At 64.0% G+C, this 15,570-nt stretch carries 16 protein-coding genes; 7 read left to right on the top strand and 9 right to left on the bottom strand.

What is annotated here, in order from left to right; translation table 11 throughout:
• The first annotated feature begins 22 nt into the window (after positions 1-22).
• The 3 genes from JO236_RS12620 (at position 23) to JO236_RS12610 (ending at position 3,147) form a co-directional block, all read left to right on the top strand.
• Positions 23-553, top strand: a complete 531-nt coding sequence (locus JO236_RS12620) for a nuclear transport factor 2 family protein (protein ID WP_323802158.1) — start codon at positions 23-25, stop codon at positions 551-553.
• A 132-nt stretch (positions 554-685) separates the two neighbouring features.
• Positions 686-1,918 carry a CaiB/BaiF CoA transferase family protein gene (locus JO236_RS12615; RefSeq protein WP_293330239.1) on the top strand — a complete coding sequence of 411 codons (1,233 nt, stop codon included), beginning with the start codon at positions 686-688 and terminating at the stop codon, positions 1,916-1,918.
• Positions 1,915-3,147, top strand: a complete 1,233-nt coding sequence (locus JO236_RS12610) for a cytochrome P450 (protein WP_293330236.1) — start codon at positions 1,915-1,917, stop codon at positions 3,145-3,147. Before JO236_RS12615 ends, JO236_RS12610 begins: the two co-directional genes overlap by 4 nt.
• A gap of 1 nt (position 3,148) precedes the next feature.
• Here the strand turns inward: JO236_RS12610 and JO236_RS12605 are convergent, their stop codons facing one another.
• Entirely contained in the window at positions 3,149-3,616 is a 468-nt protein-coding gene (locus JO236_RS12605; protein WP_293330233.1) for a hypothetical protein, read from the bottom strand.
• A gap of 309 nt (positions 3,617-3,925) precedes the next feature.
• On the opposite strand from JO236_RS12605, the gene JO236_RS12600 reads away from it, so the two are divergent.
• Complete coding sequence (locus JO236_RS12600) at positions 3,926-4,225, top strand: hypothetical protein (protein ID WP_293330230.1); 300 nt, start codon at positions 3,926-3,928, stop codon at positions 4,223-4,225.
• Here JO236_RS12600 and JO236_RS12595 read toward each other — a convergent pair.
• The 8 genes from JO236_RS12595 to JO236_RS12560 are packed head-to-tail and all read right to left on the bottom strand — an operon-like array spanning position 4,222 to position 10,936.
• Entirely contained in the window at positions 4,222-4,821 is a 600-nt protein-coding gene (locus JO236_RS12595) for a TetR/AcrR family transcriptional regulator (RefSeq protein WP_293330228.1), read from the bottom strand. The genes JO236_RS12600 and JO236_RS12595 overlap by 4 nt on opposite strands.
• A 21-nt stretch (positions 4,822-4,842) precedes the next feature.
• Entirely contained in the window at positions 4,843-6,021 is a 1,179-nt protein-coding gene (locus tag JO236_RS12590; protein ID WP_293330225.1) for a lipid-transfer protein, read from the bottom strand.
• The gene (locus tag JO236_RS12585; protein ID WP_293330222.1) at positions 6,018-6,470 is read right to left on the bottom strand and encodes a MaoC family dehydratase; all 453 of its coding nucleotides are present in this window, start codon (positions 6,468-6,470) and stop codon (positions 6,018-6,020) included. The genes JO236_RS12590 and JO236_RS12585 overlap by 4 nt, the downstream gene beginning before the upstream one ends.
• Complete coding sequence (locus JO236_RS12580) at positions 6,467-7,576, bottom strand: acyl-CoA dehydrogenase family protein (RefSeq protein ID WP_293330217.1); 1,110 nt, start codon at positions 7,574-7,576, stop codon at positions 6,467-6,469. The genes JO236_RS12585 and JO236_RS12580 overlap by 4 nt, the downstream gene beginning before the upstream one ends.
• Before the next feature lie 21 nt (positions 7,577-7,597).
• A complete protein-coding gene (locus tag JO236_RS12575; RefSeq protein WP_293330214.1) occupies positions 7,598-8,011 on the bottom strand; it encodes a Zn-ribbon domain-containing OB-fold protein in 414 nt (137 codons plus the stop codon).
• Positions 8,011-8,559: an FAS1-like dehydratase domain-containing protein gene (locus JO236_RS12570; RefSeq protein ID WP_293330211.1), complete on the bottom strand. Its 549-nt coding sequence runs from the start codon at positions 8,557-8,559 to the stop codon at positions 8,011-8,013. The genes JO236_RS12575 and JO236_RS12570 overlap by 1 nt, the downstream gene beginning before the upstream one ends.
• Positions 8,556-9,764, bottom strand: a complete 1,209-nt coding sequence (locus JO236_RS12565; RefSeq protein WP_293330208.1) for an acyl-CoA dehydrogenase family protein — start codon at positions 9,762-9,764, stop codon at positions 8,556-8,558. The genes JO236_RS12570 and JO236_RS12565 overlap by 4 nt, the downstream gene beginning before the upstream one ends.
• On the bottom strand, positions 9,764-10,936 hold the full coding sequence (locus tag JO236_RS12560) for a cytochrome P450 (RefSeq protein ID WP_293330336.1): 1,173 nt from the start codon (positions 10,934-10,936) through the stop codon (positions 9,764-9,766). Before JO236_RS12560 ends, JO236_RS12565 begins: the two co-directional genes overlap by 1 nt.
• Positions 10,937-11,195: 259 nt before the next feature.
• Between JO236_RS12560 and JO236_RS12555 the strand changes: the two genes are divergently transcribed.
• The 3 genes from JO236_RS12555 to JO236_RS12545 all read left to right on the top strand — a co-directional run bounded on the left by JO236_RS12555 (position 11,196) and on the right by JO236_RS12545 (position 15,565).
• Positions 11,196-12,656 carry an aldehyde dehydrogenase family protein gene (locus tag JO236_RS12555; protein ID WP_293330205.1) on the top strand — a complete coding sequence of 487 codons (1,461 nt, stop codon included), beginning with the start codon at positions 11,196-11,198 and terminating at the stop codon, positions 12,654-12,656.
• Complete coding sequence (locus JO236_RS12550) at positions 12,653-15,049, top strand: CaiB/BaiF CoA transferase family protein (RefSeq protein ID WP_293330202.1); 2,397 nt, start codon at positions 12,653-12,655, stop codon at positions 15,047-15,049. Before JO236_RS12555 ends, JO236_RS12550 begins: the two co-directional genes overlap by 4 nt.
• A gap of 111 nt (positions 15,050-15,160) precedes the next feature.
• Positions 15,161-15,565: a VOC family protein gene (locus JO236_RS12545; RefSeq protein ID WP_293330199.1), complete on the top strand. Its 405-nt coding sequence runs from the start codon at positions 15,161-15,163 to the stop codon at positions 15,563-15,565.
• Positions 15,566-15,570 lie beyond the last annotated feature (5 nt).

Here is a 15,570-nt window from a genome sequence, read left to right as displayed (position 1 = left end):
GAGTCCCTCCGCTGGCGACGGGTTGGACCGGGTGGAGTCGAGCCTCGCGATCAGTCAGCTACCCACCAGGTACGCGATGGCTCTCGACGCCCGTGATCTCGACGCGCTGGTGGCGTTGTTCGTCGAGGATGTCGATGCCGGCGCGCAGGGTCGGGGCAGGGATGCGTTAAAGCGTTGGTATGACGGCGTGCTTCGGCGGTTCTACCGCAGCATCCACTTGGTCTGCGGCCACCAATTCGACTTTGTCGATGCCGACCATGCGATCGGATCTATCTACTGCCGCGCCGAGCACGAAGACGGCGACGGGTGGTATGTGATCACCATGCGTTACGACGACGTCTACGAGCGGCGCGATAACCAATGGTGTTTCGTCAAACGACGGGAGCATCCCTGGTACTCGGTCGATGTGACGGAGCGACCGGGACCGGAGTTCATGCGCTGGCCGACCGACATCCGGTTGCGCGCGGCCATGCCCCAGCGGATGCCGACGTGGCGGGCCTTCTGGGCTGACGGAGACCCGGCCCTGCCCGAACGACTGTCGGCGCGCCCGTAGCGTTCTGGCTGGCTGCCTCACCGGTGGCGCGGTTTACAAATCCGTTCGGAACTGCCATTCTCACAACATGCAAACGGGCGTTTGCGCCCTTGCTGACCTGTTGGTGCGCTCGCACCCGTAACCCTGCGACCAATGGAGGCCGTCATTTCCGTCGACAAAGTACTCAGCGGCGTCCGCGTGCTGGAGGTTGCCGCGTGGACCTTCGTGCCGTCGGCCGGCGCCGTGCTGGCGGAGTGGGGGGCTGAGGTCATCAAGGTCGAGCCACGCGAGGGCGGCGACCCGCAACGTGGCCTCGTCACGATGGGCATCGTGGACCAGGGTGGTGGTGCCGTCAACTACATGATCGAGATACCAAATCGGGGGAAGAAGTCTATCGGCGTCGATTTGAGTACTCCTGGTGGCCAGGACGTCGTCCGTAAGCTTGCCGCGACATGCGACGTGTTCCTCACCAGCTATCTGCCGAACCGCCGCAAGAAGATGGGCATCGACGTCGACGACATCAGGGACGCGAACCCCAGCATCGTTTACGTGCGAGGGTCGGGTCACGGCCCAAAAGGGCCAGATTCGGACAAACCCGGTTACGACGGCGTCTCCTACTGGGCTCGCGGCGCCATCGCCACAATGCTTACCGAAGACGCCGGCGAGTTGGTGCGCTCGCGGCCTGCCTTCGGGGATCTGCTCGGAGGTATGGCGATCGCGGGCGGGATTGCGGCCGCGTTGTACAAGAAAGCCACCACCGGCCAGGGGTCAATTGTGGACGTCTCCCTGCTCGGGCTGGCGGCCTGGAACCTCAGCCCCGACGTTGCCGTGAGCCAGATTCACGGCGGCGGTTCCGTCCCGAAGTACAGCCACGCCGACGCGCCCAACCCGTTGGTGGGGACCTACCGCACCAAAGACGGCCGCTACGTTCAGCTGATGATGCTGCAACTCGACAAGTTCTACCCGGAAACGATGCGCGCGATCGGCCTACCCGAGTTGATCGACGATGCGCGATTCGCCGATCCCGCATCGCGATTCGCCAACCGCACAGAGCTCATCTTGCTCATGGACGAGGTGTTTGCCCAACGCACACTCGTCGAATGGCGTGAACAGCTTGCGGACATTTCCGGCGCGTGGGGCGTGGTGCAGACGCCGGCAGAGCTGTGCCATGACCCGGCGGTGACCGCCAACGGTTACATCGCGAACACCACGACGATGAACGGTACGCCGTACGCCCTGCCCACCAACCCCGTCCAGTTCGACGAACGGGCCGTAATCCCTCCCGGGGCGCCCGAACACGGCCAGCACACCGAGGAAGTCTTGATGGAGGCAGGCTTGGACTGGGAAACGATAGAGGGTTACAAGGAGACGGGGGCGATCCTATGAGCTCGACGGCGTCGGAGGCTGTCGTTGATGACCCTGTCGAATTCGACCCGTTTTCTCAAGACTTCTTCAACGGGGCGTTCGACACCTACCGACGCCTGCGCGACGAGGCTCCCGTTTACTACAGCAATAAGTGGGACTTCTGGGCCTTGACACGTTATGAGGACGTGACGCCCGCCACCAAGGACCACGAAACCTTTTCTTCGGCCAAGGGCGCGACGTTGGACATGGTGCAGGCGCACGACGACGCGCTGCCGGTGCCCAACGTGATTATCTCTATGGACCCGCCCGAACATCAGAAGATGCGCAGGCTGGTCAGCAACGTGTTCACCCCGCGCGCGATCGCCGCGCTGGAAGACATGGTGCGCGACAAGGTGTACGAACGCATCGGCGCGCTCGACCCGTCCTCGTTCGATGTCGTGGCCGACTTCTCGGCCCTGTTTCCGAACGAGGTCATCACCACCATGCTGGGAGTGCCCAAGCAGGATCGCGACCAAATTCGGGTCTGGCTCGATCTGCTGCTTGAACGCCGGCCAGGGGAGATCGCCACCACGGCAGAAGGATTCGAAGCCTCGACGAAGACCGGCCTCTACTACTACAACTTGGTACAGCAGCGTCGTGCCGAACCCCGCGACGACATGATCAGTCGACTCATCGAGACCGAGATCGAGCGAGACGGTCAGGTGGAGAAGCTCACTGATGTGGATATCACCGGGTTCGCGACCATGCTCGGGGGAGCGGGCGCAGAGACCGTGACCAAGCTCGTCGGCAACGCGATGGTCGCCTTCGCCGACTTTCCCGACCAGTGGCAGAAGTTGCGGGAGGACCGCGGCAAGATTCCCGCCGCGGTCGAAGAGTTATTGCGCTACGAGGCGCCGTCGCAGTACCAGATCCGCACCGCCACCCGCGATGTGACGTTGCACGGCAAGACAATTCCCGAAGGTAGCGCTGTCCTGCTGGTCACGGGCTCGGCGACGCGCGATGAGCGGATGTTCCCCGACCCCGATCGGCTGGACATCGACAGGAAGCGCAAGATGGGCTTCAATCTCGCGTTCGGGTATGGCGTGCACAGCTGTCTGGGGGCGGCGCTGGCGAGAATGGAGAGCCGTATCGCGCTCGATGCGCTGCTCGATATCGTCCCCGAATACGAAGTCGACCGCAGCGGGTTGCGGAGGGTAGCCATGTCCAACGTCTGTGGGTGGTCCAACGTGCCCGTGCGCAAGGCGGGATGAATCATGGCCGCGCCGGCGATGGCACGGTGGGTGGCCGACGGCCCCGGCTGCGAAATGGCTCGGTCTGGGTGAGCTGTGGTGTCAATCCAGCCGCGTCTAGGGCGTGGCGCTTGAATGCTGCGGCGGCGTGGCTGAGCTTGTGCTCGATGCGCGCGCCGGTCGCCAGGTCCGACGGGCAGTCTTCACCCCAGATCGCCACATCCGTGCGCTCGCGACGGTCCGCATCCCGCACAAAGCTTCGGACCCCGCTGTGTCGGCGGTGCAGATCCGCGGCCAGGAAGATAGCGCTGGGCCAGTCCGCCTCACAGCCGAACCCGTCAGACAGCGGGCGTCCGGACGCACCAAGGATCTGGAGGGCCCGTTGGTCGTCGGCAGTCTCCAGGTAGAGATCGACCGCCCACCCTGCGCGCACCGCATCGAATACGAGCCCGCCCGCCGCGGTCACGACGTCGGCGGCATCGACACCCACCACCGTCAACCTGCATGGAAACGCCCCATCTGCAGTAGGTCGCCGACGACGGGTTTCAGCCCCATCCCCCTCCGTCCCAGATTCCGCAGCCATCGGCATCCACTCCCTACTCGGTCGGCGCGATCGTCTGGCGTGGACGGTGACGCTCCTGCAAATGCCCGACGACGACGCGGCGACTCGGATATGAGAACATACGAGATAATGATCCCTTTCATTATTGAGAATGTCCATAATCGCAGCTAATGGGGTGGCGTCAGAGGGTGACGACACCAGTTGACGCTGGCGTCGGCTGACCAGTAGGGAGACGAGATGAAGTCCGGCATGCGGCTGCAGAGTCAGGTGTGCGACACGCAGGTGATCGTCGTGAAAGCTACCGCCGGCCTCGCCGACCTACGGTGCGGCGGAGCGGCCATGGTGCCGCTCGACGCCGACATCGATCCAGCGGCGACCCTGGATCCGCACCTGGCCGACGGCAGTGTGGTGGGGAAGCGCTACGTCGATGCGGCGGGGTCAGAGGTGTTGGTGACCAGACCTGGGGCGGGCACCCTGACGGTCGGTGCCGCGCCGCTGAGCGTCAAGGCAACAAAGCCGTTGCCCGCCAGCGACTAGCGCCTCTTAATCCGGTCATCCACGAATCCCCGCACGACATATGCGCGGACGAAGTCGGCCACCACGCCATCGTCGTCCATGTCGAGGTTGGGCGACGGAGTTGTGAACAGCGAGAACAACATTCGCGCGAACCACTCGGTTGCCGAGTGGATGCCGAGGTCACTGCGCACCTCGCCGGTCAGCCTCGCGGCCAAGAAATAAGGCGCAAAAAACTCGCCGCATTCCTGCAGGAACGTCGCAGCATTCTTGGTCAACATCAGGTCGACTTCTTCTTCGTCGAAATACGACTCGTGCTCCACCATTCGTCGGGCCTGGGTGACGAAAACGCCCGCCCGGACCAGCTTGTCCTCCAGGGTGGTGCCGCCGCGGTCGATCGCCTTGGCCAGCTTGCGATAGAAGCTCTGTGACGCCGCCTCCGCGCAGGCCTCAAGGATGGTCTCCTTGTCCCGGAAGTACTCGTAGAACGTGCTTCGGGACACCTCCGCGGCGCGCGCGATGTCGACGATCGTCGTCTTCCGCAATCCTTGGGTGCGAAAGCAGGCGAAGGCGGCCGAGATGAGCACCGTGCGGGTGTCGACCGCAGTGGCTTGCGTCATGTGGCCCCTCGCTTTCCGTACTCAGTGATCGGGCGCGAGGATCAAACCGCTCGTCGGAACGCCGGTGCCTGATGTGACGAGCACGTGTTCGACGTTGTCCACCTGGTTGTGGGACGTGCCGCGCACCTGACGGACACCCTCGGTGATGCCGTTCATGCCGTGGATGTAGGCCTCGCCGAGTAGCCCGCCGTTGGTGTTGATCGGCATACGGCCGCCCAGCGACAACTCGTCGATCGAGACGAAGTCCTTGGCTTCGCCGCGACCGCAGAACCCCAGTTCCTCGAGTTGAGTGAAGACGAAGGGCGTGAAGTGGTCGTAGAGGAATGCCGTCGAAATATCCTGCGGCTTCAAACCGGAATCCCGCCAAAGCTTGTCGCCGACGACACCCATTTCGGGCAGGCCCGTGATCTCCTCGCGGTAGTAACTTGTCATCACCTCGCCGTCATAGGCGGCACCCTGGGCCGCCGCTGTGATGACAGCGGGCGGCTTGGCCAGGTCTCGGGCTCGCTTGACACTCGTCACCACCATCGCAACGCCGCCGTCGCTTTCCTGACAGCAGTCGAGCAGCCTCAGCACCGGTTCGATGATCCATCGCGATTGCTGGTGCTGGTCAAGGGTTATCGGCTTCTCATAGAACCAGGCATCGGGGTTCTTCGCGGCGTGCTTGCGGTCGATCACGGAAATCTTGCCGAAATCGGCATTTGTGACGCCGTATGTCGTCATGTAGCGCTGAGCATGCAACGCGACCCAGGCGGCCGGCGTCATGAAGCCGAACGGTGCATAGGGTGCCATCCACAGCGGTGTCACGCCCGCCTGGCGTCCTGCGCCGCCGAACCGGAAACCGGACCGCTCGTTGAACGCGCGATAGCACACCACCGCCTCCGCTACCCCTGTTGCGACCGCCATCGCGGCCTGCAGCACAGTCCCCGCGGCCGCCCCACCGCCATGCGGGACCCTGGTGAAAAATGTCAGGTCCCGGATTCCGACGTTGCGGGCGACCTCGATCTCTTCGTTGTCGTCGACGCTGAAGGTGACCATGCCGTCGATGTCGGCGGGCCGCAGCCCGGCGTCCTCGATCGCGGCTTTGACCGCCTCGCAGGCGAGTTGCATCTCACTGCGGCCGGATTCCTTGGAGAACTCGGTTTGGCCGATCCCGACGAGAGCGGCCTTGCCGCCAATCCCACCCGAGCCGTCGCTCATGCATCGACACCTTCGAGCAGGCTCAGCACTGCGGTTCCCGAGACGTGGTCGCCGAGACTGTTGGTGCCCTTGAAGGTGACCTCGACCAGTCCGTCACCGTCGGCCGACGATTTGTCCGTGACGGATCCTGTGAAGCGCATCGGATCATTCGGATATGCCGGTACGCCGAGACGAATGGACAGCTTCTTGATCATCGCCTCGGGGCCTGCCCAGTCATGGAGGAATTTCACGCACAGCCCGTTGGTCGTCAGGATATTCAAGAAGATGTCTTTGGAGCCTTGGGAATTGGCAAAATCGCGGTCGTGGTGTACCGGCATGTAGTCACGGGATGCGATGGCACCCGCGACGATCAACGTGGTGGTCACTGGAACGTCCAGTGGGGTGACTTCGTCACCCACCTTGATGGAATCCCATGCCAGCGTGGTTTTGCGGTCGACGGTGGAGGTCATTTGCTTCCTTCCGGGTATGTGGCCCCGAGCCGGGCGAGCTGTTGGGCGGCCGAGCCGAGCGAGAGCTCGATCTGCTTGGCCCACAAGAAATATCGGTGCAGCGGGTAGGTGATGTCGATTCCCATGCCGCCGTGTACCTGCTGGGCTGACGCGACGACACGCGCTCCGGCTTCAGCCGCCCAAAACTTGGCGATGGCCGCCTCGCGGATCGCGTTTCGGCCCTCGGCGATCAGCCACGCCGCGTGCCAGGTGGTCCAGCGAATCGCCTCGACGTCGATGAACGCATCGGCCAACCGTTGCTGTACGGCCTGGAATGAGCCGATCGGCCGGCCGAACTGCTCACGTTCGCTGGTGTAGGAAGCGGCGATCTTCAGCGCGCGTTCGGCCACGCCGACCTGAATGGCGCTCAGCCCTACCAGCGCCCTGGTGTGGAGCGAACCGACCGCATCCGCACCATCGGTACCGCTGAGCCGGTGTCCGACGGCGCCGGCGAGTTCGACGTCGGCGTAGGGCTCGCCGTTGGTGGTGCTTGCCGGCCTGACGATGACGCCGTCGGTTGCCGTTTCGACGATGAACAGGTTCGGGCCGTCGTCGGCCTGGGCCGAAACCACGATGGCGTCCGCAAGCTGCGCTGCGGGCACGAGTTCCTTGCTGCCGTCCAGGATCCAGGTGTCGCCATCGGGGCGTGCGGTGGTGCGTGGCGCGGTCGGGTCGGAGTTGCTCTGTTCGGCCAGTGCGGCCGTCAGGATCGTGCTGCCGTCCACCACCTTCGGCAGATACCGCTGCTGGGTCGCCGAGTCACCGTGCCGCGCAATCGTATCCGCGCCGAGCACGAGCGTCGCGTAGACGGGGACCGGCGCAACGCTCCAACCGACCTCGGCAAGCAGCACGCCGAGTTCCAAGAAGCCACCGCCGCTGCCGCCGACGGACTCGGGTAGCGCGATACCCAGCAAGTCCGACGAAGCCAGCTCAAGCCACAGCGCTTGGTCATAGCGGACCTCGCCCGATTCCAGGTCGGTGAGATGTTCAGCCGTGGCGCGGTGCTCGAAGAGCTGGCGGGCCACCTTGCCGACGGTCTCTTGTTCTTCGGTGAAAGAAAAGTCCATGCTCGCTTGATGCCTCGTCTGTTAGCGCGCGGGCCGGAACTGGTGCAGCACCAGCTCTTCCCCGCTCGGGATGGCTTCGAACTTCTCGTAGAAGACCTCGACCGGCAGCCCGACCTCGATGGCCGCGGGTTCGATATCGCACAGGTTCGACACGATGCGCACGCCTTCGTCGAGCTCGATCAGTGCCACCACATAGGGGTAGTGGAGGAACGGCAGCGGCGGATACTGCGGCATCACGAAGCTGTAAACCGTTCCGTGCCCGGTTGATTCGACGGAATCCCAGTTGAGCGACTGGCAGTTTCCGCACATGGGGCGCGGTGGCACCCGCAACGTCTGGCAGTCGGCGCACCGCTGGATCAGCAGCTTGTGGTCCTTGAGGGCCGACCAGAAGAACTCGGTGTCCGGACTGACCGATGGGGCGAGTCTGGTGGCCATCAGCTTCCTGTCTTGAATCGCAATGTGCGGAACCGTTGGCGCCCGATCACTTCACCGTCCTGATCGCGGTAGGTCGTGATCCAGGTGACGAAGTAGCCGTGCCCCATCGCCGTTTTCTTTTCGTCGGAGATCGTCTCGAACACCGTTTCGGCGGTGATCTCGTCACCAACCCGCGGGTACCGCTCGAGTTCGAACTCGGAGTTGGTGGCCACGGTGCCGGTGTAGCCGGCGTCGGTGAGAAACTGCAGCGGGTTCTCTTTCAGCTCGACCGGAACACCGCCGCGCTCGTGAATGCCCGCCAGCTTGGGGGGCGCCATCGTCCATGACTGCAGCATGACAGGGGGTGAGACGAGGCCGCCGTAACGGGAGGAGGCGCCGAACTCCGGATCCAGATATGCCGGGTTCATATCGTCCAATGCGTACGCCCAGTGCCGAATCATCGCCGCATTCACCGGATCTGGCGCCTTGACCGGCTGTCCGGAACTGATGGGTTGGCCGATGAGCGCATCGAGGCGGTCGCGAAGTTCGTCCTTCGTAGTCTCGGTCACGGGTTGGAGCTTCCTTTCTCCGATGCGCTGGCCCGCATGTCCCGGGGTGCGCGCGGCATCCCGAGACCGGCCATAGCGATGATGTCGCGTTGGAGCTCGTTGGCTCCGCCGCCAAATGTGTTGATGACCGCCATGCGGTATGCGCTCTCCAGCTCGCCCTTGAGCGGAGCCGCCGAGTCCTTGCGCACACCGGCCTGTCCCACGACTTCGAGCAATTCACGGGCAACCTGTTGGGTGAGCTCGGTGCCGAATACCTTTGCCGCGGAGGCTTCGCCCATCCCGAGTGCGCCAGAGCTCATCGTCGCGTTCACGCGGAGGTTCAGCAGCCGGTAGGCGGCGACCTGTGCTTCCACCCGGGCCAGGGCCTGCTGTACCCAGGGCTGGTCGATGACCATGCCGTCGTCGAGCGGTGTCGTCGACGCCCATTTGAGCGTTTTGCTGAAGAGCGGCGCCAGAGCGGCGAGGTTGCCGAGGGCGGCACGTTCCAGGTTGAGCTGGTTCGTCACCAGCGTCCACCCCTGGTTCTCGCCAAGCACGATGGCGTTTTCGGGTACCCGGACGTCATCGTAGAACGTGTAGTACGTGGACACGCCCGGCATGGTGTGCAGGGGCTTCCAGGAGAACCCAGGCGAGTCAGTCGGCACGATGAACAGGGTGATTCCCTTGTGCTTCTTGGCAGTCGGATCGGTGCGCGCCGCCAGCCAGATGTAGTCGGCGAACTCGGCGCCGCTGGTGAACATCTTCGAACCGTTGATGACGAACTCGTCGCCGTCGCGTACCGCTGTGGTACGCAGCGACGCGAGGTCGCTGCCGGCGCCGGGCTCCGAGTAGCCGATCGCGAAGTCAACGGTGCCCTTGAGAATCGCGGGGAGGAACGTGGTCCGCTGCTCCTCGGTGCCGTACTGAATGAGCGTGGGGCCCACCGTATTCAGGGTGATCATCGGCAGCGGGGCGTTGACCCTGCGAGCTTCCTCCGAGAAGATGTATTGCTCGAGGGCGGTCAACCCGCCGCCACCGTATTCAACCGGCCAGGCGACGCCGAGCAGCCCGGCATCGCCGAGAGCGCGCCTGCACTCGTTCACTGCGGCGCCTCCCTCGGCGGGGTTCGCAACGGCAGCACGGCGCTCCGGTGTCATCACCGCCTTGAGGCGGGCCCGGTAGTCGTTTCGGAGCTGTTCCTGTTCGGGTGTGTAGTCGAAGTCCATCAGTTGCCTGCTCCTAGGCGAATCGGCATGCGTTTCACCCCGGGCACCATGGTGGCGCGAAGTCGTGACACGTCCCCGGTGAGCTCGATCGTCGGGTAGGCACCAAGCAGTACCTCGAACATCACCCTGGCCTCCAGCCGGGCGAGTTGCGCACCAAGGCAGGCGTGTTCACCGGCCCCGAATGCGATGTGCGGGTTGGGGTTACGAGTGATGTCGAACTCTTCGCAGGTGGGCCCGAAGATCTCTTCGTCGCGGTTGGCGGCGCCGTAGAGCATGACCACGGTGTCGCCGGCCTTGATCTGCTGGCCGCGGATCTCGACGTCCTCGGTGGCGCAGCGGGCCATGTGGGTGACCGGGCTGGTGAACCGCAGCATTTCCTCGACCGCGCTGGGCAGCAGCGACGGGTTAGAGCGCAGCAGCGCGAACTGGTCGGGGTGGTCGATCAGCGCCAGGGTGCCCAATGCGATGAGGTTGCGCGTGGTTTCGTTGCCGGCTACCAACAGCAAGAAGGAGAAGTTGAGCAGATCGGCGTCGGTGAGCTGCTCACCGTCGACCTCCGCGGTGGCCAGGATGCTTAGCAGGTCGTCCTGACCGCTGACCTCGCCGGAGCGCCGTGCGGCGATGAGCTTGGTGAAGTACTCGTACAGTTCGCCGAGAGCGACCACCGAGTCCAGTTCGATGTCCGGGTCGGCAGTGCCAACCGCCGCGTCCGACCATGCGCGGAATTGCTCCCAGTCTTCGGGCGGGGCGCCGAGCATCTCGGCGATGATCCGGGTGGGAAGCGGCGCGGCGATCTCCGCCGCGAATTCGCACTGCCGCGACGCGTCGATACCGTCCACGATGCCCTCCACGATCTGACGCACCTTGGGCTCCAGCAACTGCACCTGGCGGCGGGTGAAGCCAGAGTTGATGAGCTTGCGAAGCTGCCGGTGGCGCGGGGGATCGGTGAAGATCAGATTTCCCTCCTGAACGGGTTCAGGCTGGGCGGGATCCGGGATCGAGATGCCCTTCATTGACGAGAAAGTCAGCGGATGGCCCGAAACGTAGCGGACGTCCTCGTACTTCAGCAGCGCCCAGAAGTTGGTGACGTCGTTCCACACGACGGGCGTTGTGTTGCGTAGTTCCCGGTAGATCGGGTAGGGATCGCCGGCGTAGAAGTCCGGTGAGTGCAAGGGAACAGTAGTAGTGGGCACCGCATGCCTTTCCTCGGCGCTGAGCTGTTCGGACAGATTAGGCAAGAATGTCCATTTACAAGCTGTCTACCGTAAGCTCGACATGGCTGTCAATCGCCACCGGTAGCAAAAACGTAAAGCTAATTGCCCGTTGACGCTCTCATGGCCGCCGGTGTACACACAGTCTGGATATGTATGTTCTCATGATGGTGTCGTTCGCGCCGCGCCACGATCAGGCAGTCAGGAAGGCAGGCATGGGATGGGTGGGTCGCGTTCGCTCCTCGACGCTTATGGGCACTACATCGGCGGCCAATGGACCGACCCGGACAGCGGGCGCTACGACGTCGTCAATCCCGCCACCGAGGCGGTGATCGAGACAGCCCCGGACGCGAGCGTGGCGCAGGTCCGGCAGGCGGTCGCGGCTGCGAGGTCCGCTTTCGACACGGGCCCGTGGCCCACGGCCGAGCCAGCGGAACGCGCCCGATGCCTGCAACAGCTCAGCGATGCGCTGCTGGCCAGGAGCGAAGAGATCTACGCCCTCGCGCAGGCCGAGTGGGGTTGTTCAGCAAACGAGCGAGTGATTCACGTCGAGGGTCCGGCGTTCATGGTCGGTCGCTCAGCCGAACTCGCCACGGAGCCCGCCGAGGCGCCGATGGACGCGTGGGGTGCAGCGGGCACCACGCTGTTGCGCTACGAACCGCTGGGTGTGGTGGCGGCCATGACGCCGTGGAACTTCCCGCACACACTCAACGTCATGAAGCTGGGCGCGGCGCTGGCGGCAGGAAATACCTTGGTGCTCAAGCCGTCACCGCTGACGCCGCTAGCGGGGCTCGCTCTGGCTCGGCTCATCGACGAGGAGACGGACATCCCGGCGGGTGTCGTCAACGTAGTCACGCCGACCAGCGTCGAGGCCAGCAGGACCCTGACGCTGGATCCCAGGGTCGACATGGTCAGCTTCACCGGCAGCTCGGCCGTCGGCCGCGATGTGATGGCGGGCGCAGCGACCACGATGAAGCGCGTTTTGCTGGAATGCGGGGGCAAATCGGCGACCATTCTGCTACCCGACGTCGACGTCAGCGACGAATTGTTGCAGCGGTTGCTGTTCGAGGGATGCACGATGCACGCCGGTCAGGCCTGCATCCTCAACAGCAGGCTGTTGTTGCCCGATGCGATCTACGGCGAGGTGGTGGACCGGCTCGCCGGGCTGTCCCGCGGAGTAGTGATCGGCGATCCCGTCGACTCGGCAGTCACCATGGGACCGTTGATCAGCCGCGAGCACCTGGACCGCGTCGAGGGATTCGTCAAGCGCGCTGAAGCCGACGGTGCAACCGTGGTGGCCGGGGGAGCCCGACCGAAAGATCTCAGCAGCGGCTTCTATTTCGAGCCAACGATACTCACGGACGCGTCGGCCGATTCATACATCGCCCAGGAGGAGGTGTTCGGTCCCGTGCTGACCGTGTTGCGGTACCGCGACGACGACGACGCGGTGGCCATCGCCAACAACTCGGCCTACGGACTCGGTGGCGCGGTGTGGGGCAACGACGTCGACCGCGCCTTGGCCATCGCCCGCCGGATCAGGACCGGACAGGTGTCGATTAACGGCACGATTCCCGGCGATGCGCCGTTCGGCGGCTTCGGGCAGAGCGGCATCGGGCGGGAGGGTGGTGTGATGGGGCTGCGGGCCTACATGGAGCCCAAAGCCATCGGGTTACCCGCGTGAGCGGTTCGCTAGCGGGGCTGCGTGTCGTCGAGGTCGGCGGCGAGATCGCGGCACCGTACTGCACGAAACTGCTCGTCGACCTTGGCGCCGACGTGTGCAAGGTCGAGCCACCATCCGGCGACCCGCTGCGCCGATGGGGACCGTTCCCGTCGGCACTTCCTGATCCGGAGCGAAGTGGGTTGTTCGAATATTTGAATGCCGGAAAGCGTGGCGCCACATGTGATCCGGCACATCAAAGCGATATTGCCGCTCTCCACGAAATGATCTCCCAGGCGGATGTGCTTGTCGAAAACCTGCCGGTGGGCACGGCTGAGCGCTGGGAGTGGGGTCTGGACGCGGACAGCCTCGAGCGGATCAACCCGAGTCTTGTTGTGGTTCGTATCTCGAGCTTCGGTCAAGAAGGGCCGCTGCGCGACCGGGTGACGACTCCGCTAACTCTGCAGGCGGCGGCGGGTTGGGTCAACGTGCGTGAGCCCGGCCGGACGCCGGTGCAGGCCGGCGCCCGGATCCCCGAGTACGTCGCCGGCGCCTATGCGGCCCTCGGCGTGTTAACGGCACTGCGAATCGCGGCCGCCGGAACGAACCGGCCTGTCGAGGTGGACGTCTCGATGTTCGAGTCGCTGCTGTCGACATTGCCCTACCCCATGCTGATGGCTGAACGGCTGAAAACCCTTGGCCTGCCGACTAATTCCAAAGCGGCACCGATGCTGGGTATCGTACATGCCGCCGATGGCTGGATCGGGATCAACTGCCTGACCGGCCAACACTGGCTGGACGTGTGCGCAATGGTCGGGTTGCCCGAGTTCGGCGAACATCAGCTCGCGATCATGCTCGGCGGGCCCGAACGCGACGAGTTTTTCGCCAAGGCCCAGCCCTTTCTCGATTCGATGTCGGTTGCGGAGTTGGTCGAGTTGAGCCAGGCCATGCGAATACCCGCGGCACCGGTCACCGAAGGCGACACCATCCTGGGCAGTCCGCAGTACGCTGAGCGAGGATTTTTCATCGAGACAGCCACTGACGCATGGCGATTCGCCAGACCGGGAGCGCCATTCCGGTTTTCGAAAACACCGGTACCGCCGCCACTTCCCGCTCCTGGCGTCCAACCAGGCGCGCAGACCACGTGGAGTGAGCGCGGCGCGCGCCGCGTGGAGAACGATGTGCTTGACGTCTCTTTGCCGTTCGCCGGACTGAAGGTGTTCGACTTGAGCACTTTTTGGGCCGGCGCATATCTGACGTGCTACCTGGGCGCGTTCGGGGCTGACGTGATCAAGGTCGAATCCATTCAGCGTCCCGACGGGCATCGCTACTCGGGCGCGTTACTGCGTCAGGGTGACGACTGGTACGAACGTGGGCCGCTTTGGCAGGGAACCAATCTCAACAAACGTGACATCACGCTGGACCTCACCTCTGCCGCCGGCCGCGAGCTGGCGCTGCGGCTGGCCGCCGAAGCCGACGTGGTGGTGGAGAACTTCTCGCCGCGCGTGGTTGAGCAGTTCGGGCTGGACTACGACTCCATCGTCGACATCAACCCCGACGTCATCATGGTGCGGATGCCCGGATTTGGCTTAGCGGGCCCGTGGCGTGACTACGTCGGTTGGGCGCTGAACATCGAACAGGTGTCGGGTATGTCGGCCGCGACCGGTTACCCCGACGGCCCACCGTGCAATCTGCAGGGGCCCGCGGATCCGATTGCCGGCGTGCACGCCTGCGTCGCGTTGCTGGCAGCGCTCGAGCACAGGCGGTCTACCGGTGAGGGACAGCTGATCGAGGTCGCGCAGATCGAGGTTGGCGCTGCGGTGACGGCAGAGCCGGTCATTGAGTTCTCGTTGACCAATCGCGTGCGCGCGCGTGAGGGGAATCGGCACCGCGCCTACGCACAGGGCGTCTATCCCACGAATGCTGACGACGAGTGGGTGGCCATCTCGGTTCGCGATGATGCCGACTGGACGGCCGTCACAGACCTGATCGGCCGCACCGAACTGAGTAGTGATATCCGGTTCGCATCACAGGCGCTACGTTTGCAAAACCACGATGCGCTGGATGAGGTGCTAACCCAATGGACTAGTGGGCGGGCGCCGGAAGAAGTGGCTGACACTTTTCGCAGCCGTGGTGTGCCTGCCGCACGACTGCTTACTGCAGACCGGATGTATGACATCGACCAGCTCGACGCGCGAGACTTTTACGAAGACCTCGAGCATCCGATATCGGGTCGACAAAGGTTTCCAGGTTGGCCCTTTCGGGTCAGCCCCGGGCCTGTGCGCCATCACCGCACGGCGCCGCCGACGCTTGGCCAACACAACGACGAGGTGCTAGGTGCCCTTGGACTATCCAGCAACGAGCTGGCCGAGCTGCGCGAACAACGGGTAATCGGCGAACGGCTGCTCAACGGCTAGCCAGAGCCGATAAGACGGGCTGAATGATTATGCGATCTGCTTACATCGTCGGAAAGCTATGCTACTGAGCGGGTTTGGGTTGGTGAGTCGATTTGACACTAGGGTGGGCAAATGACGTCATGCATCTTTGATGACGCATCGATGGTCGCGACCGTGTTGCGGGTGCGCGACGTCGGGGTTTCGGTTAGTTGGTATCGGGACAAGCTTAGGCTGGCTCCAATTCACATCGGCGCGGACGGGTCGGATCATCCGTTCCCCTCGTTTGCGACCGCCGGTTCGGTTGTGTCGTTATGGCAGATGCCGCCCGGTGCGGCGCGTTCAGTGAAGGACGATGACAACAACAGCTATGTGGTGGCTGTGCTGAACGCAGATCTACAGCCTGTGCGGCGCGCTTTGGTCGGAAGGGGGGTTGCGGTCAGCGAAATCCGCCGGAGTGCGAATAATGAGTTCATCTGGTTCTGCGACGTCGATGGCAATCGTTTTGAGTTGAGCAGGCCGTCGGCTAGGGCAAGCTGACCACT

The organism is Mycobacterium sp. (assembly GCF_019247635.1).
Classification (GTDB): domain Bacteria; phylum Actinomycetota; class Actinomycetes; order Mycobacteriales; family Mycobacteriaceae; genus Mycobacterium.
This window is presented reverse-complemented; position numbering and strand designations above follow the sequence as displayed.